A 23097-nucleotide genomic window follows, 5' to 3' on the forward strand; every position below is an offset into this window, starting at 1 on the left:
CAGCACGTCCAGCGCCACCACCGAGACCAGCACCATCGACTCGATCGCCAGCGTCAGCGCGACGTAGGCGTGCACACTGCGTGACGATCGCAAGGTCGGCGAAGCCGGGCGAAGCGGGTCGTCACCATTTTCGTGGTTGCGTTCTTCGCCACCGTCGTTCCAGCCGGCCACCTGCAGCACCGGGATCAGCACGGCGGTCAGCAGCACCAGGACCACCGCGATGCCGTCCACGCCGAGGGAGTAGGTGGCGCCGAAGGCCGGTATCCAGGAATGGCTTTCGACGAACTGGTAAGTGCTGCCGCCGGTCTTGAAGCCAACGGTGACGACGACCGCGATCGCCAGCGTCGCGACGCCGAAGACCAGGCCCGTCCACTTGGCGAGCCCGCGCAGCCCGGGCGGCAGCAGGATCACGAGCACCGAGCCCGCCAGCGGCACCAGCCACAGGATGCTCAGCCAGGGAATGCCATTCACCACAGTTTCACCGCCAGGATCAGCGCGACCACCAGGACCGCGCCCGTCAGCATCGACAATGCGTAGTTGCGGGCGAAGCCGGTTTGCAGCCCCCGCAAGCGATTCGAAGTGCGGCTCACCAGCGCGGCGAGCGCGTTGACCGAGCCGTCCACGCCCGCGTTGTCGACGTCGACGAGCGCTTGGGTCAGCTCGGCGCCGGGGCGCATGAACACCTCCTCGTTGAAGGCGTCGCCGTAGAAGTCCCTGCGGGCGGCCGTCGTGACCGGTGACACCGAAAGCGGGGCCACACTCGGGATCTCCGCGGTGGCGTACAGCCGGTAGGCGACCGCGATCCCGATGGCGACGACGCCCAGCGCCAGGGCGGTGCTCACCCAGGCGGGGAACGCATGCGTCACCTCTTCGTGTTTCCCGACCACCGGCTCGAGCCAGCGCTGCAGGGTGCCGCCCCACGCCAGCAGCCCACCGGAGAACACCGAGCCGAAGGCGAGCAGGATCATCGGCCAGGTCATCAGGCGGGGCGCCTCGTGGGGATGCGTGCCAGGCGCCCAACGCTTCCGGCCGAAGAAGGTCATCAGCATCACGCGCGTCATGTAGAACGCGGTGACACCCGCGCCCAGCAGCGCGGCCCCGCCCAGCACGTAGCCGCGGACGCCGCCAGCGCCCAGCGCGGCCTCGATGATGGCGTCCTTGGAGAAGAAGCCCGCGAACGGCGGCACGCCGATGATGGCGAGATACCCCAGGCCGAAGGTGGCGAAGGTGATCGGGAGCGCGGCGCGCAGGCCGCCGTAGCGGCGCATGTCCTGTTCCTCGTGCATCGCGTGGATCACCGCGCCGGAGCCGAGGAACAGCCCGGCCTTGAAGAAGCCGTGGGTGAGCAGATGCATGATCGCGAACGCGTAGCCGGCCGGGCCCAGCCCGGCGGCCAGCACCATGTAACCGATCTGGCTCATCGTCGACGCCGCCAGCGCGCGCTTGATGTCGTCCTTGGCGCAGCCGATGAACGCGCCGAGCAGCAACGTGACGGCACCGACGACGACCACGGCGGTCTGCGCGTCGGGGGCCAGGTTGTAGAGCGGGTTGGACCGCACGATGAGGTACACGCCGGCGGTCACCATGGTGGCGGCGTGGATCAGTGCGGACACCGGGGTGGGGCCCTCCATGGCGTCACCCAACCAGGCCTGCAGCGGGACCTGCGCGGACTTGGCGCACGCGCCCAGCAACAGCAGCAGCCCCATGGCCGTCAGCGCGCCCCGGCCGGCGGCGGGCGCTCCGGCGAACACCCCGGCATAGGAGAGCGTCCCGAAGGTGCTGAACATCAGGAACATTCCCAGGGCCAGTCCAGCGTCCCCGACGCGGTTCATCACGAACGCCTTCTTGGCCGCCGTGGCCGCCGTGGGCTTGTGGTACCAGAACCCGATCAGCAGATAGGACGCCAGGCCGACGCCTTCCCAGCCGACGTAGAGCACCACGTAGTTGTCGGCGACCACCAGCAGCAGCATCGAGGCCAAAAACAGGTTGAGGTAGCCGAAAAACCTTCGGCGGTCCGGGTCTTCGGCCATGTAGGCGACCGAATAGATGTGGATCAGCGACCCGACCCCGGAGATCAGCAGCACGAAACACACCGACAGCTGGTCGATCTGCAGGCCGAGGTCCACCTGCAGTTGGCCGACGGGGATCCAGGCGAACACCGTCTGGTGGAGGACCCGGTCGTCCGCGGTGCGGCCGAGCAGCTCGTTCAGCAGGCTCAGGCCCACGCCGAACGCCGCGAGGGCGGTGGCGCAACCCAGCCAGTGGCCCCACGCATCGGTGCGTCGCCCGCCGAACAGCAGTATCGCGGCACCCGCCAGCGGCAGGGCCACCAGCAGCCAGGTGTAGTGAGTCATGTTGGCCCCATATTGGCGATGTCAGCCTTTGAGTAGGTTCGCGTCGTCGACCGAGGCGGATTTGCGAGCACGGAAAATCGTCATGATGATCGCCAGGCCGACGACGACCTCGCACGCGGCCACCACCATCGTGAAGAACGCGATCATCTGCCCGTCCAGGTGCCCGTGCATCCGCGCGAACGTGACGAATGCCAGGTTGACCGCGTTCAACATCAGCTCGACGCACATGAACATCACGATGGCGTTGCGCCGCAGCAGCACACCGGAGGCCCCGATGGTGAAGAGCAGGGCCGAAAGGTAAAGGTAATTGGCCGGATTCATGACGCACCGCCTTGTGACAGACTCGGGCTCGCCTGGCGGGAGGGGGTCTGTTTGCCGTCGGCGCCGCGGCTGCGCAGGATCGCCGGCACCGAAAGGTCCGAATACGAGCCGTCCGGCAGCAGCGCGGCCACGTCGACGGCGTTGTGGCGCGCGTACACACCGGGGCTGGGCATCGGGGTCGGGTGTCCGCCCGGCTGGAACCGCTCCTGCGCGAGCTCCCGTTGCGTCTTGCGGCGTTCGAAGCGCTCGCGGTGCGCCAGCACCATCGCCCCGATGGCCGCGGTGATCAGCAGGGCGCTGGTGAGTTCGAACGCCCAGACGTAGCGGGAGAAGATCAGCGCCGCAAGGCCTTCGACGTTGCCGTTGGCGTTGGCGGTGGTCAGTCCCGCGAAGCCGCCGGTCGCGCCGGTGCCGATGGCGGCGATCAGCAGGACGCCGAATCCGACACCGGCGAGCACCGCGGCGATGCGCTGCCCGTGCAGCGTCTCCTTCAGGGATTCCGCGGAGTCCACGCCGATCAGCATCAGCACGAACAAGAACAGCATCATCACCGCGCCGGTGTAGACCACGACTTGGACGACACCCAGAAACAGCGCGTCCTGGATCATGTAGAACACCGCGAGGATGATCATCGTCATCGCCAGGAACATGGCCGAGTACACGGCGTTGACCGCCAGCACCACCCCGATCGCTCCGATCAGCGCCAGCGCGCCCAGCACCCAGAACGCCACCGCTTCGCCGGTGGAGGTGCGGACGATGGTGTCGGAAGCCAGGTTTGCCGCCAGGAGCTGGCCCGTCGCCCCGGTCACCGGGAGTCTCCGGCCTTCTGGCTCTCCCGCAGGCCGTCGGCTGTGACATTGCCCAGGTAGTAATCCTTGTCGGTGGCGCCGGGTGTCCGGGGGTGCGGCGGCGCGGTCATCTCGGGCTGCAGGGGCGCCAGCAGCCGGTCCTTCTCGTAGATCAGGTCGGCGCGGTTGTCGTCGGCCAACTCGTAGTCGTTGGTCATGGTCAGCGCCCGGGTCGGACACGCCTCGATGCACAGGCCGCAGCCGATGCAGCGCAGGTAGTTGATCTGATAGACCCGGCCATAGCGTTCACCCGGCGAGTACCGCAGGTCCTCGGTGTTGTCCGCGCCCTCGACGTAGATCGCGTCGGCCGGGCAGGCCCACGCGCACAGCTCGCACCCGATGCACTTCTCCAGGCCGTCCGGGTAGCGGTTGAGCTGATGACGGCCGTGGTAGCGCGGCGCGACCGGGCCCGGCTTCTCCGGATACTCCTCGGTGACCCTCTTTTTGAACATCGCCGCGAACGTCACGCCGAATCCGGCGACGGCGTCCAGGAATTTAGCCACGTACGTTCTCCTTACTCGCGGCCGCCAGGGACTTCATCGGCAGCGGCGGTGTCGGGAATGCCGGTGCGGCGTTCTCCAGCCCCGGCAATTGTTTCGACTGGTGGCGGAGTTGTTTCTCCAGCGCGCGGATGCCGGGCGTGCTGAACGGTTTTCGCAGTAGCAACACCAGCGCTGTGGCGAACACGATGCTGCTGACCACCAGGATCGGGGTCCAGTGCGCGTAGCCCTGGTTCTGCAGCGTGCGGATCACCGCCGCGATCAACACCCAGACCAGCGAGGCGGGGATCAGCAGCTTCCAGCCCAGCGCCATGAACTGGTCGTAGCGCAGCCGGGGCAGGCTGGCCCGCAACCACATATAGATGAACAGGAAGGTCCACATCTTGGCGGTGAACCACAGCACCGGCCACCAACCGGTGTTCGCGCCCGCCCACATGTTGAGCGGCCAGGGGGCATGCCAGCCGCCGAAGAACAGGACCGTCGCCAGCGACGACACCGTCATCATGTTGACGTACTCGGCCAGCATGAACATCGCGAACTTCAGCGACGAGTACTCGGTGTGGAACCCCGCGACCAGCTCGCCCTCGGCTTCGGGCAGATCGAATGGCGCGCGGTTGGTTTCGCCCACCATCGAGATCAGGTAGATCACGAACGACGGCAGCAGCAGGAACACGTACCAGACCCGGTCCTGGGCGGCGACGATCTGCGACGTCGACATGGTGCCGGCGTAGAGGAACACCGCCGCGAACGACAGCCCCATCGCCACCTCGTAGGAGATGACCTGCGCGGTGGAGCGGACGCCGCCCAGCAGCGGGTAGGTGGACCCGGACGCCCAGCCGCCCAGCACGATGCCGTAAACCCCGATCGCCGAGAGCCCCAGGATGAACAGGACCGCGACCGGGAGGTCGGTGAGCTGAAGCGGTGTGCGGTGGCCGAACACCGACACCACCGGGCCGAACGGGATGAAGGCGAAGGCGGTGAACGCGGGAATGGTGGAGATCACCGGGGCCGCGAAGTAGACGAACTTGTCGACGCCGCCCGGGGTGATGGTCTCTTTGAGCGCCAACTTGATCCCGTCGGCCAGGCTCTGCAGCGCGCCCCACGGGCCCGCCCGGTTGGGCCCCGGCCGCCGCTGCATCCAGCCGAGGATCTTGCGTTCGAGCAGGATCGCGACCAGCACGTTGAGCATCAGGAACACGAAGATGGCGAGCGCCTTGCCCAGCACCAGCCACCAGGTGTCGTGTCCGAAGGCGGTCAGACCGGTCATGAGGCGACTCCGATTTGCACTGTGCTGCCCAGCGTTACACCCAGCCGCCGGTGCACGGCCGAGCCCGGCGAGTTCAGCGGAAGCCACACCACCCGGTCGGGCATGTCGGTGATCACCAGCGGCAGGCTGATCGATCCGCGCGGCGTGCCGACGGTGACCGCGTCGCCGTCGGCGGCACCGATCTCGGCCGCCGTGCCCGGCGACAGCCGCACCACGGGCTTGCGCGCGGTCCCGGCCAGATGCGGCTCGCCGTCCTGCATCCGGCCGTTGTCCAGCAGCATCCGCCAGCCGGCCAGCACCGCCTCCCCAGCACCCGGCTGGGCCGGCTGCGGGGTCGCGACCGCGGGCCCGGCGGCCCAGCCGCCGTCCCAGGTGCCCAGCGAGGACAGTTCGGCGCGGGCCGCCTCTGCGGTCGACAGCCCCAGGTAGACGCCCATCTCGTCGGCCAGCGCGTCGAGCACCTGATGGTCGGATTGGCCGGCCTGCTGGGTGCTGCCGTGCAGCGCCGGCCCGAACGGGCGGTAGCGGCCCTCCCAGTTGACGAAGGCTCCGGCCTTCTGTGTCGTCGGCGCGACCGGGAACACCACGTCGGCGCGCTCGGTCACGGCGCTGTGCCGCAGCTCCAGGCTGACCACGAAGCCCGCGGCATCGAGCGCGGCCAGCACGGCTTCGGGGTCCGCGAAGTCGTCGGGTTCGACACCGCCGACCAGCAGGGCGCCCAGCGTGCCGTCGGTCGCGGCGGCCAGGATGCCGTCCACGTCCCGCCCGGCGCCCGCGGGCAGTTCGGACACGTGCCACGCCGCGGCGATCTGCGCGCGGGCGGTCTCGTCGTCGAGCGGGCGGCCGCCCGGCAGCAGCGCGGGCAGTGCGCCGGCCTCCAGCGCGCCGCGCTCGCCGGCCCGGCGCGGCACCCACGCCAGCCGCGCCCCGGTGGCGTCGGCCAGCCGGGCGGCGGCGGACAACCCGCCGGGCGCCGTGGCCAGCCGTTCGCCGACCATGATGACGGCGCCGGCGGTGGACAGCAGCTCTCCCACCTCACCGGTGGCCAGCCCGTCCAGCGCGGCCGCCTCGGCCCCCGGGGCGGTGGCGATGAGCCGTCCGGACATCTTCTCCAGCGCCCGGGTGGCGAACGGCGCGACCGCGTACACCGGTAGCCCGTGCTTGCGCGCGGCCTTGCGCAGCCGCAGGAACACGATGGGCGACTCGTCTTCCGGTTCGAAGCCGACGAGCAGCACCACCGGCGCCGATTCCAGATCCGCGTAGCTGACGTCACGCCGGCCGGCGATCCGCGAGGCCAGAAAATCGGCCTCCTCGGCCGAGTTCGGGCGGGCGCGGAAGTCGATGTCGTTGCTGTCCAACACGATTCGCGCGAACTTGGAGTAGGCGTAGGCGTCTTCCAGGGTGGCGCGGCCGCCGACCAGCACACCCGTGCGCCCGCGGGCGGCCTCGAGGCCCCGGATCGCCATCGCCATCGCGTGTGACCACGAGGCGGGCACCAGCGAACCGTCGGCGTCGCGGATCAGGGGAGTGCTGATGACGTCCGGCTGCGTCGCGTAGCTGAACGCCCACCGGCCCTTGTCACAGTTCCACTCCTCGTTGACCTCGGGGTCGTCGCCGGCAAGCCGGCGCAGCACCTTGCCGCGGCGGTGGTCGGTGCGCTGGGCGCACCCCGACGCGCAGTGCTCGCACACGCTGGGGCTGGACACCAGGTCGAAGGGCCGGGCCCGGAAGCGGTAGGCGGTTCCGGTCAGCGCGCCCACCGGGCAGATCTGCACGGTGTTGCCCGAAAAGTACGAGTCGAATGGCTCGTTGGCGTAGATGCCGACCTGTTGCAGGGCGCCGCGCTCCTGCATGTCGATGAAGATGTCCCCGGCGATCTGCTCGGAGAACCGCGTGCAGCGGGCGCACAGGATGCAGCGCTCACGATCCAGCAGCACCTGGGCGGAGATGTTGATCGGCTTGGCGAAGGTGCGCTTGACATCGGTGAAGCGAGAATCGGCACGGCCGTTGGACATCGCCTGGTTCTGCAGCGGGCATTCGCCGCCCTTGTCGCACATCGGGCAGTCCAGCGGGTGGTTGATGAGCAACAGCTCCATCACGCCGTGCTGGGCCTTGTCGGCGGCCTCCGACGTGAGCTGGGTGCGCACGACCATGTCCTCGGTGGCGACGGTGGTGCACGACGCCATCGGCTTGCGCTGCCCTTCGACCTCGACCAGGCACTGCCGGCACGCGCCGACCGGCTCGAGCAGTGGGTGGTCGCAGAACCGGGGGATCTGGACGCCCATCAACTCGGCCGCGCGGATCACCAATGTGCCCTTGGGAACGCTGATCTCGTTGCCGTCGATGGTCAGCGTCACCATGTCCGGCGGACGCACCTCGCCGTCCTTGGGGTCGCCGGTCTGGGTCTTGGCCGCACTAGTCACGAGCGTGTCATGCCTTTCCGTTGGGCGTCAGCATGGAGTCTCGGGGGTCGAACGGGCACCCACCGTCTTCGACGTGAGCCACGTATTCGTCGCGGAAGTACTTGATCGACGACATCACCGGGCTGGCGGCCCCATCTCCCAACGCGCAGAACGCCTTTCCCAGAATCGAATCCGAGATGTCCAACAGCTTGTCGATGTCCTCTTTGGTGCCCTTGCCGCTTTCCAGCCGCTCGTAGATCTGATCCAGCCAGAAGGTGCCCTCCCGGCAGGGCGTGCACTTGCCGCACGATTCGTGCTTGTAGAAGTACGTCCAGCGCTGCACCGCGCGCACCACGCAGGTGGTCTCGTCGAAGATCTCCAGCGCCTTGGTGCCCAGCATCGACCCGACCCCGCCGACACCCTCGTAGTCCAGCGGAACGTCGAGGTGCTCGTCGGTGAGCAGGGGGGTGGACGACCCGCCGGGCGTCCAGAACTTGAGCCGGTGCCCGGCCCGCACCCCGCCGGCGTAGGCCAGCAGCTCGCGCAGCGTGATACCCAGCGGGGCCTCGTACTGGCCGGGCCTGGCGACGTGCCCGGACAGCGAATACAGCGTGAAGCCGGGGGATTTCTCGCTGCCCATCGACCGGAACCACTCGACGCCGTTGAGGATGATGGACGGCACGCTGGCGATCGTCTCGACGTTGTTGATCACCGTCGGGCAGCCGTAGAGCCCGGCCACCGCGGGGAACGGCGGCCGCAGCCGCGGCTGGCCGCGACGGCCTTCCAGCGAATCCAGCAGCGCCGTCTCCTCGCCGCAGATGTACGCGCCGGCGCCCGCGTGCACCACCAGCTCCAGGTCGAAGCCCGAGCCGTTGATGTCGCGGCCCAGGTATCCGGCGGCGTAGGCCTCGGCCACCGCGTTCTGCAGGCGGCGCAGCACCGGCAGCACTTCACCGCGCACGTAGATGAACGCGTGACTGGCCCGGATCGCATAGGCGGCGATGATGACGCCCTCGATCAGGACGTGCGGCGTCGCCAGCATCAGCGGAATGTCTTTGCACGTACCGGGTTCCGACTCGTCAGCGTTGACCACCAGGTAGTGCGGCTTGGCGGCCGCGCCGGTGTCGCCCTGCGGGATGAACGACCACTTCGTCCCGGTGGAGAAGCCCGCGCCGCCGCGCCCCCGCAGGCCGGAGTCCTTGACGGTGGCGATCACGTCGTCGGGCGCCATGCCCAGCGCCTTCTTCATCGCCTCGTAGCCGTCGTGGCGCCGGTAGGTCTCCAGCGTCCACGACTGCGGGTCGTCCCAGAATCGGCTGATGACCGGGGTCAGCGGCGTGGCCTGTGAGCTGGTCATGACCGGCTCGCCGGGGGAGTGTGGGCGGTCATGCCGTGCTCTTTGGCGACCTTCAGGCCCGCCAGGGTGGCCTCGCCCGCGCCGCCTTGGCCCTGGTCGGGGCGCTGGTCGGGCAGGCCGGCCAGGATGCGCGACGTCTCGCGGAAGGCGCACAGCGGGGCGCCACGGGTGGGCGGTTTGGGCTCCCCGGAACGCAGCGAGTCGACGAGCTCGCGCGCCGACTCCGGCGTCTGGTTGTCGAAGAACTCCCAGTTGACCATCACCACCGGCGCGTAATCGCACGCGGCGTTGCACTCGATGTGTTGCAGGGTGACCGAGCCGTCGGGTGTGGTCTCGTCGTTGCCGATGCCGAGGTGTTCCTTGAGGGTGTCGAAGATGGCGTCGCCGCCCATGACGGCGCACAGCGTGTTGGTGCACACCCCGACCAGGTAGTCGCCGGTGGGTCCGCGGCGATACATCGTGTAGAAGCTCGCCACCGCGGACACCTCGGCGCCGGTCAAACCCAGCTGCTCGCCGCAGAATTCGAGCCCGGCGGGGGTGAGGTAGGAGTCCTCGGCCTGCACCAGGTGCAGCAACGGCAGCAGCGCCGAACGCTTGTTGGGGTAGCGGCCCATGATCTCCTTGGCGTCCACCTCGAGCCGCGCCCGCACCTCCGGCGAATACGTCTGCGGCGCACCCTCGGTGACGAACGCGTTGGGTTCCTCGGGCGGCGGACCGAGCCGGACGAAGACCGGCTGGCCCTGCGGGCCGGTCACCGGTCCACCCCGCCCATGACCGGGTCGATGCTGGCGACCGCGGTGATCAGGTCGGCCACCATGCCGCCCTCGCACATCGCGGCCACCGACTGCAGGTTGGTGAACGACGGGTCCCGGTAGTGCACCCGGTAGGGGCGGGTACCGCCGTCGCTCACCATGTGCACGCCAAGCTCACCGCGCGGCGACTCCACCGCGGTGTACACCTGGCCCGCGGGAACCCTGATGCCCTCGGTGACCAGCTTGAAGTGGTGGATCAATGCCTCCATCGAGCCGCCCATGATCTTGGCGATGTGCTCCGGTGAGTTGCCCATGCCGTCCGGGCCCACCTTCAAATCGGCCGGCCAGGCGATCTTGCGGTCGGAGACCATGATCGGGCCCGGCTTCAGCTTGTCCAGACACTGCTCGACGATCTTGATCGACTCCCACATCTCGTTGACGCGAATCATGTAGCGCCCGTAAGCATCACACGTGTCGGCGGTCATCACGTCGAATTCGTAGTTTTCATATCCGCAGTACGGTTCGCTCTTGCGCAGATCGTGGGGCAACCCGGTGGCGCGCAGGATGGGGCCGGTGATGCCCAGCGCCATGCAGCCGGTCAGATCGAGGTAACCGATGTCCTGGGTGCGGGCCTTCCAGATGGCGTTCTCGTTGAGCAGATCGCCCATTTCGCGCAACACCTCGCGCAGCGGCTTGAGGGCTTCGGCGATGTCGTTCTCCGCGCCCGGCGGCAGGTCTTGGGCGACGCCCCCCGGCCGGATGTAGGCGCTGTTCATCCGCAATCCGGAGATCTTCTCGAACAGGGTCAGGACGATCTCGCGGCCGCGGAACCCGACGAACATCGGCGTCATGGCGCCCAGTTCCATGCCGCCGGTGGCCAGCGCGACCAGATGCGACGAGATCCGGTTGAGCTCCATCATCATCACCCGGATGACGTTGACACGCTCCGGGATCTGGTCGGTGATGCCGAGCAGTTTCTCCACGCCCAGGCAGTACGCGGTCTCGTTGAAAAACGGTGACAGGTAATCCATTCGGGTGACGAAGGTGACGCCCTGGGTCCAGTACCGGTATTCCAGGTTCTTCTCGATCCCGGTGTGCAGGTAGCCGATTCCGCAGCGCACCTCGGTGACCGTTTCGCCCTCGATCTCGAGGATCAGCCGCAGCACCCCGTGAGTTGACGGGTGCTGGGGACCCATGTTGACGACGATCCGTTCGCCGGGGTCGGCGTTGCGGGCGGCGTCGACGATCTGGTCCCAGTCCTGGCCGCCGGCGACCAACACGGTCTCGGGCCCTTCCGAGGCGCCGCCGTTGTGCGTCGAATCGGTGATTGTGCTCATCAGTTGTACGCTCTCCGCTCGTCGGGCGGGGGTATCTGCGCTCCCTTGTACTCCACCGGGATGCCGCCCAGGGGATAGTCCTTGCGCTGCGGGTGGCCGTGCCAGTCGTCGGGCATCTCGATGCGGGTCAGCGACGGGTGTCCGTCGAAGATGATGCCGAAGAAGTCGTAGGTTTCGCGCTCGTGCCAGTCGCACGTCGGGTAGACGCCGAACAGCGACGGGATGTGCGGATCACCGTCCGGCGCAGCAACTTCCAGCCGGACACGGCGGTTGTGGGTGATCGACTGCAGCGGGTACACCGCGTGCAGTTCGCGCCCTGTCTCGTTGGGGTAGTGCACCCCGCTGACGCCCAGGCACATCTCGAACCGCAGCTCCGGTTCGTCGCGGAGGCGCTGGGCGACGGCCACCAGCTTCTCGCGGCGAACGTGCAGTGTCAGTTCGTCGCGGTAAACCACGACTTTCTCTACCGCGTCGGAGAATTCGACACCGCTGCCCTGCAGCGCCCCGGCCAACCGGTCCACCACGTCGTCGAAGTAGCCGCCGTAGGGCCGGGGGCTGCTGCCCGGGAGGGTGATCGGCCGCACCAGCCGGCCGTAGCCGCTGGTGTCGCCGGAATCGGAGATGCCGAACATGCCGCGGCGCACGCCGATCACCTCGCCGTCGGCGGGAGGTGCCCCCACGCCGTCGGCGCGGGCCGGGCCCCCGCCTTCGGTTGTCGCTTCCTTCGGGTCGTGGTCCGGTGAGCTCATCGCAGCAGCCCGCGCATCTCGATCGTGGGCCGGGCCGACAGCGCCGCCTGCTCGGCTTCGGCGATGGCGGTCTCCCGGTTGACGCCCAGCGGCATCTCTTGAATCTTCTCGTGCAGCTTGAGGATTGCGTACAGCAGCATCTCCGGCCGGGGCGGGCAGCCGGGCAGGTAGATGTCCACCGGGACCACGTGGTCCACGCCCTGCACGATCGCGTAGTTGTTGAACATGCCGCCGGACGAGGCGCAGACGCCCATGGCGAGCACCCACTTGGGTTCGGCCATCTGGTCGTAGATCTGCCGCAGCACCGGCGCCATCTTCTGGCTCACCCGCCCGGCCACGATCATCAGGTCGGCCTGTCGCGGCGTCGCCGAGAACCGCTCCATGCCGAACCGGGCGATGTCGAATCTTGGCCCGGCGGTTGCCATCATCTCGATGGCGCAGCAGGCCAGCCCGAACGTCGCCGGCCACAAGGAGTTCTTGCGGACATAGCCGGCCACCTTCTCGACCGTCGACAGCAGAATCCCACCGGGCAGCTGTTCCTCGAGACCCACGTCTACCTCAATCCCACGTCAGGCCGCCGCGGCGCCACACATAGGCGTACGCCACGAAGACCGTGAGCATGAACACCACCATCTCGACCAAAGCGAACGTTCCCAGCGCGTCGTAACTGACCGCCCAGGGATACAAGAACACGATTTCGATGTCGAAGACGATAAAAAGCATTGCGGTCAGGTAATACTTCACCGGGAACCGCTGGCCGGGCGTCGCATGCGGGCCACTGACCGACGTTTCGGTGGGCTCGATGCCGCATTCGTAGGGGGCCATCTTCGACTTGTTGTAACGCGACGGGCCGGCCAGGCTCGCGATCACCACCGACCCCACGGCGAAGGCCGCCGCGATCGCTCCGAGCACCAGGATGGGTATGTAGACGTTCAACTCGCTCCAAGATCTCCTCGTACGGGTCGCCGGTGCGGCGGCCGGGCGGGGGGCCGGGCTGCTGTGACGTACCCGGGCTGCGGGCTATCACAGTGACCTTCACAACATAGCGTCGTGAAGGCGAGTGTGTTTTGTCGGGGTGGGGGTATTCGCCTCGTTTTTGTGTCGCCGCAACCGGGCGGCTCGGCGCCGTGGGCGGTCCGCGTCGCGTCCGCGCGGACTTCGCGGCCGCCGGTGGGCCGGCGGTCGCGGTATCTACGCAGGTGAAAGCGCTAGCGGGTGGGGGTGCGGAGCAGTCCGAGCACCGTGCGGCCCAGCACGATCGGATCGATGGGATGCGGCACGGCGGCCTCGGCCCGCGACCAGTTCGCCAGCCACGCGTCGTCCGGCCGGCCGGTGAGCACCAGGATCGGCGGGCACGTCGCGAGTTCGTCCTTGAGTTGCTTGGCGATTCCCATCCCCCCGGTGGGGGTGGCCTCGCCGTCCAGGATGGCCAAGTCGATGCCGCCCTCGTCCATCTGCCGCACTACCATCGGCGCGGTCGCCACCTCGACGTACGTCAGCTGGGGCAGGTCCGGATGCAGATGCCTGCCCAATGCCCGTATCACTTGTTCGCGGGTTCTGGCGTTATCGCTGTAGACCAGGATCCGCAGGGCGACGCTGGATTCGGGGGTGGAGTCCGACACGGTGCAGATGCTACTGGTGTCGCACCGGGTTCACTGGGCAGCCCGCGTGAAGACGGCTTCGGCCGCCGCGGTGGCCGTCTTGCCGATCATGCCGAGCCGGTTCCAGCCCAGGTCGAACTGGGTGCGGTCGACCTTGGCCTCCGCCGCGATCCGAATCGACCCGTCCTCGAGCTCGGTGATCGTCGCGGGCAGGGGCAGCGGCGCGGTGACGCCTTTGATGGTGAAGGCCGCCCGGAGGTCGGCGGCCTTGCCTTTGGTCGGCTGCACCCCGGTGACGACGACGCTGATCTCACCGAAACGCTCGACGTCGAAGAAGTCGGCCGAGCGCAGATGCCTGTCGCGGCGGCCGATCCCGGTGTCCAGGGAGGCGGCGCGGATGTCGAGGCGGCCGAAAACCGCGCCTTTGCCCGTCAGTTGGCCGTCGCCGCTGAACTCGGTGAACCGGCCCTTGACGCGCAGCAGGCCCCACATGTTGGCGATCTTGAAGGTGATGGTTGACCGGTCCGGGACGAGGTTCCACACGCCGGCCAGGTCGGGATCGTTCAGCAGTGTTTCCAGAGTCGTCATCGTCACCCCCATCTCTCGTGGCGAATCTAGCGTCTAATCCAGCAACGGCGCGATCTCGGCGGGGTCGAAGTACTCGTCGATCCGCTCCAGCCGGCCGTCGCCGCCCACCCTGATCACGATGCAGACCCGCATCGAGATCGATTGGCCGGCACGGCCCGTGGCGTGCAGGAGGTGCTGCTGGACGAAGCCGCCGTCGAAGAACCGCCGGTCGAGAACCTCGTAGTGGCGCTCGGTGGTCGCGGAGATGAACCAGTCGATGACCCGCAGCGCCCGGGCCTTGCCGTCATCGCGGCGGGCGCCGACGCGCCAGACCGCGATGTCGTCGCTCCACATCCGCTCCACCGCCGCGAAGTCACCCTTTTCGATCGCCGCGAACAGGCGATCGGCGGCGTCGGCGACGAGTTCGGTGCTCGCAGCGGGCATGACCTCGCTCCTCTCCCGATGACCCGGCTATTCGCTGTCGTCGGTGTCGTATCCGGGGTGGGCGGCCGCCACCCGGCGCCGCACCAGCGTGCGCAGGCAGGCGGTGACCTCCCGGGCCCGGTCGTCCAGCTCGCCCGCCCGTATCGCGGCGGCCAGCTCCTCCTCGTCGGCGAACCCCAGGTCGGCCAGCGCGGCGAGGGACTCGGACTCGCTCTCGTCGAGCAGTTCGCGCTCGACGATGCGCAGCGCGTTGGCGGCCACCCGGGCGTGGAAGTTGACCTGCCCACTGGTCGCCGCCCGCACGTCGGTCTCCAGGAACTCGGCCACCGCGGCCACCAGCTCGGCCGCGAGCGGGCGACCGTACGGGCCGATCACTCCGGCACCTCTTCGAGGAGGTCGAGCAGGTCCCACTCGGTCTCGCACACGCGGCGACCGATCGCGGCCAGCTCCACCGAGCGGAACTGGCCGGTCAGATGCCGCTCCGCCTGGTAGCGACAGATGACGCCCCAACGCAGCGTGGCCAGCACTAGCCACCAGTGAAACGCCACCCGGTCGACGCTAGTCCCGCCGGCCTGCTCATAGGAGCGGAGGAAGCTCTCGACGCTGCCGAGGCCGCCGGCGCCGAGGCTGGCGGGGGCGCCGAAGCGCCAGGCGCGGATGCAGAACCAGGCGAGGTCGTCGTACGGGTCGCCGCGGTGCACCAGCTCCCAGTCGAGGACCGCGGCCAGGCGGGCGCCGTCGACGATGAGGTTGCCCATCCGGTAGTCGCCGTGCACCAGAACGTCCGCCGACGGCTCCGGACGGCGGCCCTCGAGCCAGCGAAACGCCCATTCGAAGGTGGCGGTGGTGTCACCCATGGCGTCGAGCCGCTCGCGCCACTGCGTGAGCGGGTCCTCATGGGCCAGACCGGGGATGCGCGGGTCGGCGCGGTGGATGGCCGCCAGGGCGCGCGCGCACTCCCGCATCAGCCCCGCGCGCGCCGCCTGGCCGCCCGCGGCGTCGAGCTGACGCTGAATGCGCCGGACGATGGTCTCGCCGGCGATGTGGTCGCAGATCAGAAACGGATTGCCCAGTGCGGCAGGGGAATCGTCGGCGATCAGGACGTGGGGGACCGGGGCGCCGGCGGCGGCCGCCGCGGCCTGGGCGCGCGCCTCCAGCTCCATGCCGGCGTGCATGTCGTCGGGCGCGCCGATGCGCAGGATCAGCGCTCGGCGCCGGTCGCCGGTGACGGCGTCGAACGCCCACGTGGAGCGGCTCGCGCCGCCGGTCAGGGCGCGCAGGTTCTCCACCGCGACGTCGGCGCCCAGGACGGGCGTCAGTTCGGCGGCGAGTCGAGAGGCCAGGTCCTCGTTCGGCGTCACTTGCCAAACTTAAACAGCCGCTGCGCCACCCGGCGAATCTGGATCTCCTCGGCGCCCTCGGTGATCCGGTAGCGACGGTGGTGCCGATAGATGTGCTCGAACGGCTCGTGCCGGCTGTAGCCCAGGCCACCGAAGATCTGCATGGCCCGGTCCGCGGCGTCGCACACGAGCCGGTTGGCGCGGTAGTTGGCCATCGACACCTTGTCCGAGACCTCCATGTGGTGGTCCCGGTCCAGGTGCCAGGCGGCGTAGGCCACCAGCAGCCGCACCATCTGGGCCTCGGTCTGCAATTCGGCCAGCGGCCACTGCACGGCCTGGTTGACCGACAGCGGCTTGCCGAAGACCGTCCGCTGACCGGCGTATTCGGCGGCGCGGTCGATGCAGTACTGGGCCGCGCCCAGGCTGCTGGCGGCCTGCCGAATCCTGTTCTCGTGCAGGAACGTCTGCGCGACCTCCAGGCCGCGGTCCACCTCGCCGAGCACCGCGTCGCCGGGCACCCGGACGTCGGTGAGCCGGACTTCGCCGTGATCGGTCGGCATGTTGAAGGTCCACCAGTAGTAGGGGACGTCGAAGCCGGGCGCGTCCGTGGGCACCAGGAACGCCGTGATGCCCCGCGCCTGCCCCGGCTCACCGGACGTGCGGGCGAACACCAGGTCGTGGGTGGCGCGGTGGACGCCGGTGTTGAACCGCTTGGCGCCGTTGATCACCCAGCCGTCTCCGTCGGCCTGCGCGCGCGTCGTTAGCCACGTGGCGTCCGAGCCGTGCTCCGGCTCGGTCAGGCCGAACGCCATGGAGCGCTGCCCGGTGATCAGCGCTTCGGACCACAGCCGTCGCTGCTCGGAGGTGCCGAAGCGCTCCATCATGATCACCTGCGGGAAATTCCCGACGATCGAGGACTCGTTCTGCAGGTCGTTGTGCAGGCCAAGGCCTTTGTGCGCCAAGTGTTCCCGGATGACGGCCATGTCGACGTTGGTGCCGTCCCGCCCGCCCAGGGCGGCCGGGAGCCCGTAGCGCAGCCAGCCCGCCTCATCGGCGCGCCTGCGCATCTCGGCGAGCAGGTCCTCCCACTCGCGTGTGGGGATGCCGTCGTTGTCCCAGTCGGTGCGGGCGTGTTCGCGGCGCTTGTCGAAGTACTGGATGTGTTCGCGTTCCAGGGGTTTGATCTCGGCCTCGATGAACGCGTCCATCTCGGCGAGCAGACCCGGAAGGTGTTCGGGGAGCGTGAAATCCACAGTTGTCTCCTAAAGGCTCAAGCGCCGTAGAGGGTTTTCTTCCAGATCGTCGACAGGGTGGCGATGGCGTCCTGGTCGCTGATCTTGATGCCCAGGTTGGAGGGCCCGACGAACACGGTGGTGAAGTTCTCGAACAGCAGGGCGATGGCCGCCGCGGTGTGTTGCGGGTCGAGCTCGGTCCCATGGCCCTGCTCCTGGGCGCGGCGCACCGAGGCGGCGACGATGTCCATGCCGAAGCGGCGGAACTCGTTCTGCACGGCCGCGAAGCGGCGCTGGGTGGCGGCCAGCTGCGCCACGGCGATCATGATGCCGATGTTCTGCTTGAACATGTTCCAGTATCCGGTGACCACCGACGTGAAGAAGGCGTCGTCGTCGGGCGATCCCGGTAGCTCGACGCTCAACCCGGACGGTGTCACGACGTCGTGCAGGAACGACTCCGCCAGGGCGGCGAGCAGATCCTCCTTGTCGGCGAAATACCGGTAGAACACCGCGGGCGACTTGCCCGCCGCCGAGGTGATGTCGGCCAGTGTCGTGCCGTGGAAACCGCGCTCGGCGAACAGTTTGCGGGCGGCCTGCTCGATGGCCTGCCTGGTCTGGCGGCCCTTGGCGGTCGGCGCGTCCTGAGCGGGCATCAGGTGCGCATCCGGTCGCCGGCGCGCAGCAGCGCGCTCGGCAGGTCATGACCGACAACGGATCTCGCGACGCCGGCGGCGGCGATGGCGGCCTGCAGGTCGACGTCGACGTCGATGCCGCTGTCGCGCAGCAGGTACACCAGGTCCTCGGTGGCGATGTTGCCGGTGGCCCCCGGCGCGAACGGGCAGCCGCCCAGCCCCCCGACCGAGGCGTCCAGCCGGGTCACCCCGGAGCTGACCGCGGCGTAGGCGCTGGCCAGCCCGGAGCCGCGGGTGTTGTGGAAGTGACCGCCCAGCGGCAGGTCGCCGGTCACCGGACGCAGTTGTGCGATGAGCGAACTCACGCGCCCCGGGGTGGTGGTGCCGATCGTGTCGGCGATCGAGAGGCGGTCGACGCCGCGGTCGCGGGCGGCCGCGGCGATGTCGAGCACCCGCTGCGGCGGGGTGGGGCCTTCGAACGGCGAGTCCCACGCGGTGGCGACGATGACTTCTACCGTGACGCCGGCATCGTGCGCGATGGCGACGATCTCGTCGATCTGCCGGGTGGCCTCGGCGCTGGTCCGCCCGACGTTGGCCTGGCTGAAGGTGTCGTCGGCGGCGACCACGTATTCGATCGAGCGCAGCCCCGCCGCGACGGCCCGCTTGGCTCCGTTCGGGCTGGCGACCAGGGCGGAGAACTCGATGTCGGGGTAGTCGCGCAGGTGGGCGGCGACCTCGGCGGCGTCGGCCATCGACGGCACCTTCGACGGCGAGACGAACGCGGTGGCCTCCACCTCGCGCACCCCGGTGGCGGCGATCGCGGCCAGCAGTTCGAGCTTGGCCGACAACGGAATCGGCGCTTCGATCTGCAGGCCGTCGCGCAGCGCCACCTCGCGGATAACGACGTGGGCGTTCACAGCACCCCCTCGGCCCGCAACTCCTCGAGCTCGTCGGCGGTCTTGCCCAGCAGCCCGATGTAGACGTCGTCGTTGTGCTGACCGGGGCGGGCGGGCCCGGCGCTGCGCACGCGCCCCGGGGTTTCCGAAAGCACCGGCACGACGCCCGGGCCCAGTACGGTGCGCCGCACCCGCTCGTCGTAGTGTTCGACCAGCATGCCGCGGGCCCGCAACTGCGGGTCGTTGACCACCTCCGCGACAGTGTTGATCGGCCCGGCGATCACCCCTGCGGCGCTGAGGGTTTCGATGATGTCCCCGGGCTGGCGCTCCGCGGCCCACGCCCCGATGATCTCGTCGAGTGCGTCCTGGTTGCGCCCGCGCGCGACGTGGGTGGCGAACCGGTCGTCGACGGCCAGCTCCGGGCGCCCCATCGCCTTGCACAGCCGGGCGAAAACGGTGTCCTGGTTGGCGGCGATCACCACCCACGAGCCGTCGGCGCTGCGGTAGATGTTCGACGGGGCGATGCCGTCGAGCCGGGTGCCCGACGGTCCGCGCACCACGCCGCCCACGTCGTAGTCCGGGATGGTGGATTCCTGCACCGCCAAACAGGATTCGGTCAGCGCGACGTCCACCACCTGGCCGCGCCCCGTGACGCCGCGGCGGTACAGCGCGGCCAGTGCGCCCTGGGCGCCGAACATTCCGGCCAGGGTGTCGCCGAGCGACAGCGCCAACCGGGGAGGCGGGCCGCCGGGGAAGCCGTTGAGGTATCGCAGGCCGCTGGCCGCCTCGGCCACCGAGGCGTAGCCGGCCTTGTGGGCGTCGGGTCCCGTCTGACCATAGCCGGACACCCGAACCAGGATGATGCCCGGATTGCGGTCGCTGAGCACGTCGTAACCGAGGTCCCATTTCTCCAGCGTGCCGGGCCGGAAGTTCTCCACGACGATGTCGGACTTCGCGACGAGGTCACAGAACAGCTCGCGGCCGCGCGGGCGGCGCAGGTCGAGCGTGATGGCCCTCTTGTTGCGGGCGTGCACCGTCCAGAAGACGTGCTCCCCCTCGACTTCGGCCTGGCCCCAGGTGCGCAGCGGGTCCGGGGCGCCGGGGGGTTCCACCTTGATGACGTCGGCGCCCAGGTCGCCCAGCAGCCGGCCGGCGAACGGCCCGGCGATCAACGTGCCGAGTTCGAGCACCCGGATACCGTCCAGCGGCCCGGTGGGCGTCACTGCGCCGCCGCGAAGTCGTGGCGGACCAGCCAATCGGTGACGACGTCGACCGCCGCGCGCAGCTTGTCGCGCTGGTCGGCTCCCGCGTAATAGTGGGTGGCGCCGGGGATTTCGTGCATCTCCTTGTCATGATGGCCGATCGCGTCGAAGAGCCGCCGGGTGTGGCTGGGCGTGCAGGCGTCGTCGGCCAGGTTACCGATCACCAGTGCCGGGATCGCGATGTCGGCACCGCAGGCCACGCCATCGCCGCGGGCGTCGTCGTAGCTCCATTGCGAGAGCCAGCCGCGCAACGTGGAGAAGCGCGCCAGCCCGACCGGGCTCATGTTCACCACCTGAGGATCCCCGAGGTAGCAGGTCCCCGGGGTGCGTTCGTTGGGATCCACGGTCGGGTCCAGCCACCGCGGGTCGGCCATGGTGCCGTGCACCACGAAACAGAATTCGTCGTCCGGACGTCCGGCCGCCTTCAGCTCGGCGAGCTTGCCCTTGACCCACGCGGTGATGCGCCGGTTGCGCATCACCTGGGCGCTGCGATACCGGCCCAGGAATTCCTGGGTGTAGGGCGGCTGGTTCGGGTTGTCCGGGTTGTACAGGTCCAGCTCGGGATCACGCTTGGTGGGGTCGGATTCGTCGAGGATCGACGCATCCAGCCATTCGGTCAGCGTGCCGTGCCTGCTGATGTGCGCCGCCAGCAGCATGATGCCGTCGGCCGGGGTGAGGTCCAGGGGGGTCAGGTCGGGACCGTCGCCCGAAGGGCTCGACGTGATGGTCGGGTGCTGGGCCTGCTGCTGGTAGAACACCGACAGCGAGCCGCCGCCACTCCACCCCGCCAGCACCACCTTCTGGTAGCCCAGCCGCTTCTTGGCGTCCTTGATGCACTCGCCGAGGTCCTCGACCACCTTCTCCATCAGCAGCGCGGAGTCGGTGCCGCGGAACCGGCTGTTGCAGTAGATGACATGGTGGCCGGCCCGGGCCAGCGCGTTGATCATCGGCAGGTACGCGCCGCCGCCGATCGGGTGCATGAACACCAGCACGGTGTCCGACGGCCTGTCCGTCGGCCTGAGCAGGTAGCTCTCCAGCACGGTGATCTCGGCCAGGCCACCGTACACGTCGCGGACGCCGGAATTGTTCTGGAAGGCAACGAGATAAGGGATGCGCTCGTATTCGTGGCGGGTCGTCATGGTCAGTGTTGTCCTAGGTCGTGCGCCAGCACCTCGGCCGACGGGGTCAGTCGCCGGCGAGTGTCGACGGCGATCACTTGCCAATCGACGCGGGAGTAGTCGTCGAACTTGCGGCGCGCCCGTTCCCGCGCCTTCTCCGGTGCGCCGTGGTGAACGCCTTGCGGCGCATGGGAAATCAGGCCGGGCGGCATCGGGATGCCGTAGAGCGAGCCGCCATGGAAGAAGGCGATCTCGTCGTAGTCGACATTGCGGTGATACCACGGCGTGCGCTCGGTCCCCGGGACGCCTTCGGCCGGCTTCGGCAGAAAGTTCATCACGTAGACCCCGGTGGCCTGCATGAACAGGTGCACCGTCGGGGGCAGGTGCACGCTGTCGGACGTGACGACGTTGTAGTCGGCGATGTTGAAGCTGAACGCGAAATTGTCGCCGCGCCAGCCCTCGACGTCGAGCGGATTGTGTTGGTAGAAAAGCGTTGTCGGCCCGCCCTCGTGGACGAGCCGCACCTCGTATTCGTCGCGTCCGTCGTCGTCGATGGGCGCCGGGTCGGGGATGGTGGCCTGCGACGGGTCGAACGGGAAGTGGCGGCCCAGCGGCCCGGGCGGCGGCACGCGGAACTCGTCGGTCGCCTCGACCATGAGCAGCGTCGTCTCGCCATCGGGCACCTGGCGCCAGGTGCACGCCTTCGGCAGGTAGACCCAGTCGCCCTCGCAGTAGCGCAGCGGGCCGAACTCGGTTTCGAGCAGACCCGCGCCCCGGTGCACGAAGCACAGCAGGTCGCCGTCGACATGGCGGGTGTAGAACGGCATCGGCTCGTGGCGGCGGCTCAACAGGATTCGGCAGTCGGCGTTGCTGAACATCAGCAGGGGACCGCCGCGGGCGTCGGTGGCGTCTGCGGACTTGAGCTGGTCCGCGAGCACGTCGACGGGGCGCAGCGGGCCGACCGACCGGTAGGCGGTGGGGTCGTGGCGGCGGTAGAGGTTCGCGGTGCGGCCGGTGAATCCGCCGCGGCCCAGCTCGTCGTCCTTGAGCCCGTCGAGATCGGCGTGCAGGCGCCGCGGTGTCCGGCCTCTGCGCAGGTGGACGAAGGATTCCATGGCTCACTCCCGGCTCGGGCGACAGGACAAAACTGAAAGTGACATTACTTTTTGTTCCGGGCATACACAAGGGCGGCGGATCCGCCGACCATGTCCGGCTTCCCGGATTTGATAGCGCCCGCGCTATCAAATCCTGCGCATGCCACATGACCGAGAGCGGGCCGGTGCGGCCCCATCGCGTCAGTCGCGGACCCGCACCACGACCTTCCCCTTGGCGGTGCGGTTCTCCAGGGATGCCACCGCGGCGGCGGCCTCCTCCAGGGGGTAGACCTCCGGGGTGGGGGCGGCCAGCCGGCCCGAGCTGAGCAGCTCCTCGAGCCCGGCCCACTGCTCGGCCAGCGCGTTCGGATGCGTCGCGGTCCACGCCCCCCAACCCACGCCCACCACGTCAATGTTGTTGAGCAGCAAGCGGTTCACCTTGACCGTCGGGATGTCCCCGCCGGTGAAGCCGACCACCAGCAGCCGACCGCCCGGGGCGAGCGAGCGCAGCGAATCGGTGAACCGGTCGCCGCCGACCGGGTCGAGCACGATGTCCACGCCGCGCCCGCCGGTCAGCTCCTTGACCGCGTCTTTGAACCCCTCGGCCAACACCACATCGGTGGCCCCGGCGGCGCTCGCGACGTCCGCCTTGGCGCCGGTGCTGACGACCGCGATCGTGCGCGACGCCCCGAGCAGCCCCGCCAGCCGCAGTGTCGACGTCCCGATGCCTCCCGCCGCACCGTGCACCAGCACCGTCTCGCCCCGGGCCAGCCGGCCGCGCACGGTCAGGGCGAAGTACACCGTCAGGTCGTTGAACAGCAGGCCGGCGCCCGCCTCGAAGCTCACGTTGTCGGGCAGCTTGAACACCCGGTCGGGCTGCAGGATCGCGACCTCGGCCATCCCGCCGGACAGCATCGTCAGCCCGACGACCCGGTCGCCGGCCGAAACGTGCGCGCCCTCCGGCGCCGAGCGCACCACGCCGGCGATCTCGGCCCCCAGCACGAACGGCGGTTCGGGCCGGTAT

General features: G+C 69.1%; 23 protein-coding genes and 2 pseudogenes. All 25 read right to left on the bottom strand.

The features are described from left to right. Window positions 1-474, bottom strand: a pseudogene (locus A9X04_RS10535) (NADH-quinone oxidoreductase subunit M); the annotation flags it as partial. Further along, window positions 468-2354 (bottom strand): NADH-quinone oxidoreductase subunit L, encoded by a 1887-nt coding sequence (gene nuoL, locus A9X04_RS10540; RefSeq protein ID WP_067920044.1) that lies wholly within the window; start codon window positions 2352-2354, stop codon window positions 468-470. The gene nuoL and the pseudogene A9X04_RS10535, both read right to left, overlap by 7 nt. A 21-nt stretch (window positions 2355-2375) precedes the next feature. Beyond that, on the bottom strand, window positions 2376-2675 hold the full coding sequence (nuoK, locus tag A9X04_RS10545; protein ID WP_007168303.1) for an NADH-quinone oxidoreductase subunit NuoK: 300 nt from the start codon (window positions 2673-2675) through the stop codon (window positions 2376-2378). Beyond that, complete coding sequence (locus tag A9X04_RS10550; RefSeq protein ID WP_067920080.1) at window positions 2672-3460, bottom strand: NADH-quinone oxidoreductase subunit J; 789 nt, start codon at window positions 3458-3460, stop codon at window positions 2672-2674. The genes nuoK and A9X04_RS10550 overlap by 4 nt, the downstream gene beginning before the upstream one ends. 20 nt (window positions 3461-3480) lie before the next feature. Continuing rightward, window positions 3481-4047 (bottom strand): annotated as a pseudogene (nuoI, locus tag A9X04_RS10555) (NADH-quinone oxidoreductase subunit NuoI); the annotation flags it as partial. Continuing rightward, complete coding sequence (nuoH, locus tag A9X04_RS10560; RefSeq protein WP_067920082.1) at window positions 4019-5281, bottom strand: NADH-quinone oxidoreductase subunit NuoH; 1263 nt, start codon at window positions 5279-5281, stop codon at window positions 4019-4021. The gene nuoH and the pseudogene nuoI, both read right to left, overlap by 29 nt. A 5-nt stretch (window positions 5282-5286) precedes the next feature. Then, the gene (locus A9X04_RS10565) at window positions 5287-7650 is read right to left on the bottom strand and encodes an NADH-quinone oxidoreductase subunit G (RefSeq protein ID WP_231985701.1); all 2364 of its coding nucleotides are present in this window, start codon (window positions 7648-7650) and stop codon (window positions 5287-5289) included. Between the two features lie 70 nt (window positions 7651-7720). Beyond that, a complete protein-coding gene (gene nuoF, locus A9X04_RS10570) occupies window positions 7721-9049 on the bottom strand; it encodes an NADH-quinone oxidoreductase subunit NuoF (RefSeq protein WP_067920050.1) in 1329 nt (442 codons plus the stop codon). Continuing rightward, complete coding sequence (gene nuoE / locus A9X04_RS10575) at window positions 9046-9804, bottom strand: NADH-quinone oxidoreductase subunit NuoE (RefSeq protein ID WP_067920052.1); 759 nt, start codon at window positions 9802-9804, stop codon at window positions 9046-9048. The genes nuoF and nuoE overlap by 4 nt, the downstream gene beginning before the upstream one ends. Beyond that, complete coding sequence (gene nuoD, locus A9X04_RS10580) at window positions 9801-11138, bottom strand: NADH dehydrogenase (quinone) subunit D (RefSeq protein ID WP_067920054.1); 1338 nt, start codon at window positions 11136-11138, stop codon at window positions 9801-9803. Before nuoD ends, nuoE begins: the two co-directional genes overlap by 4 nt. Further along, window positions 11138-11887 carry an NADH-quinone oxidoreductase subunit C gene (locus A9X04_RS10585; protein ID WP_067920056.1) on the bottom strand — a complete coding sequence of 250 codons (750 nt, stop codon included), beginning with the start codon at window positions 11885-11887 and terminating at the stop codon, window positions 11138-11140. The genes nuoD and A9X04_RS10585 overlap by 1 nt, the downstream gene beginning before the upstream one ends. After that, window positions 11884-12438, bottom strand: a complete 555-nt coding sequence (locus tag A9X04_RS10590) for an NADH-quinone oxidoreductase subunit B family protein (RefSeq protein WP_066989771.1) — start codon at window positions 12436-12438, stop codon at window positions 11884-11886. The genes A9X04_RS10585 and A9X04_RS10590 overlap by 4 nt, the downstream gene beginning before the upstream one ends. Window positions 12439-12445: 7 nt before the next feature. Further along, window positions 12446-12823, bottom strand: coding sequence for an NADH-quinone oxidoreductase subunit A (locus A9X04_RS10595; protein WP_007168313.1), 378 nt, complete (start codon window positions 12821-12823; stop codon window positions 12446-12448). Between the two features lie 272 nt (window positions 12824-13095). Beyond that, window positions 13096-13509: a response regulator transcription factor gene (locus A9X04_RS10600; protein ID WP_067920058.1), complete on the bottom strand. Its 414-nt coding sequence runs from the start codon at window positions 13507-13509 to the stop codon at window positions 13096-13098. Between the two features lie 30 nt (window positions 13510-13539). After that, the gene (locus A9X04_RS10605) at window positions 13540-14076 is read right to left on the bottom strand and encodes a YceI family protein (protein WP_067920083.1); all 537 of its coding nucleotides are present in this window, start codon (window positions 14074-14076) and stop codon (window positions 13540-13542) included. 33 nt (window positions 14077-14109) lie between these two features. Then, window positions 14110-14499 carry a nuclear transport factor 2 family protein gene (locus A9X04_RS10610; protein WP_067920060.1) on the bottom strand — a complete coding sequence of 130 codons (390 nt, stop codon included), beginning with the start codon at window positions 14497-14499 and terminating at the stop codon, window positions 14110-14112. 27 nt (window positions 14500-14526) lie between these two features. Further along, the gene (locus A9X04_RS10615; protein ID WP_067920062.1) at window positions 14527-14874 is read right to left on the bottom strand and encodes a DUF6285 domain-containing protein; all 348 of its coding nucleotides are present in this window, start codon (window positions 14872-14874) and stop codon (window positions 14527-14529) included. Then, window positions 14871-15860 (bottom strand): phosphotransferase family protein, encoded by a 990-nt coding sequence (locus A9X04_RS10620; protein WP_067920064.1) that lies wholly within the window; start codon window positions 15858-15860, stop codon window positions 14871-14873. The genes A9X04_RS10615 and A9X04_RS10620 overlap by 4 nt, the downstream gene beginning before the upstream one ends. Beyond that, window positions 15857-17092, bottom strand: coding sequence for an acyl-CoA dehydrogenase family protein (locus A9X04_RS10625; protein WP_067920066.1), 1236 nt, complete (start codon window positions 17090-17092; stop codon window positions 15857-15859). Before A9X04_RS10625 ends, A9X04_RS10620 begins: the two co-directional genes overlap by 4 nt. Window positions 17093-17109: 17 nt before the next feature. Next, entirely contained in the window at window positions 17110-17724 is a 615-nt protein-coding gene (locus A9X04_RS10630; RefSeq protein ID WP_067920068.1) for a TetR/AcrR family transcriptional regulator, read from the bottom strand. After that, window positions 17724-18620, bottom strand: a complete 897-nt coding sequence (locus tag A9X04_RS10635) for a hydroxymethylglutaryl-CoA lyase (protein ID WP_067920070.1) — start codon at window positions 18618-18620, stop codon at window positions 17724-17726. Before A9X04_RS10635 ends, A9X04_RS10630 begins: the two co-directional genes overlap by 1 nt. After that, entirely contained in the window at window positions 18617-19822 is a 1206-nt protein-coding gene (locus A9X04_RS10640; RefSeq protein WP_067920072.1) for a CaiB/BaiF CoA-transferase family protein, read from the bottom strand. The genes A9X04_RS10635 and A9X04_RS10640 overlap by 4 nt, the downstream gene beginning before the upstream one ends. Next, a complete protein-coding gene (locus tag A9X04_RS10645) occupies window positions 19819-21000 on the bottom strand; it encodes a S9 family peptidase (RefSeq protein ID WP_067920074.1) in 1182 nt (393 codons plus the stop codon). The genes A9X04_RS10640 and A9X04_RS10645 overlap by 4 nt, the downstream gene beginning before the upstream one ends. Before the next feature lie 2 nt (window positions 21001-21002). Next, window positions 21003-22094: a homogentisate 1,2-dioxygenase gene (locus tag A9X04_RS10650; protein WP_067920076.1), complete on the bottom strand. Its 1092-nt coding sequence runs from the start codon at window positions 22092-22094 to the stop codon at window positions 21003-21005. 180 nt (window positions 22095-22274) lie between these two features. Beyond that, on the bottom strand, window positions 22275-23097 hold an 823-nt coding region (locus tag A9X04_RS10655), incomplete at its 5' end, for an NADPH:quinone oxidoreductase family protein (protein WP_067920078.1).

The sequence above is a fragment of the Mycobacterium sp. E3247 genome, from assembly GCF_001667785.1.
Classification (GTDB): Bacteria; Actinomycetota; Actinomycetes; order Mycobacteriales; family Mycobacteriaceae; genus Mycobacterium.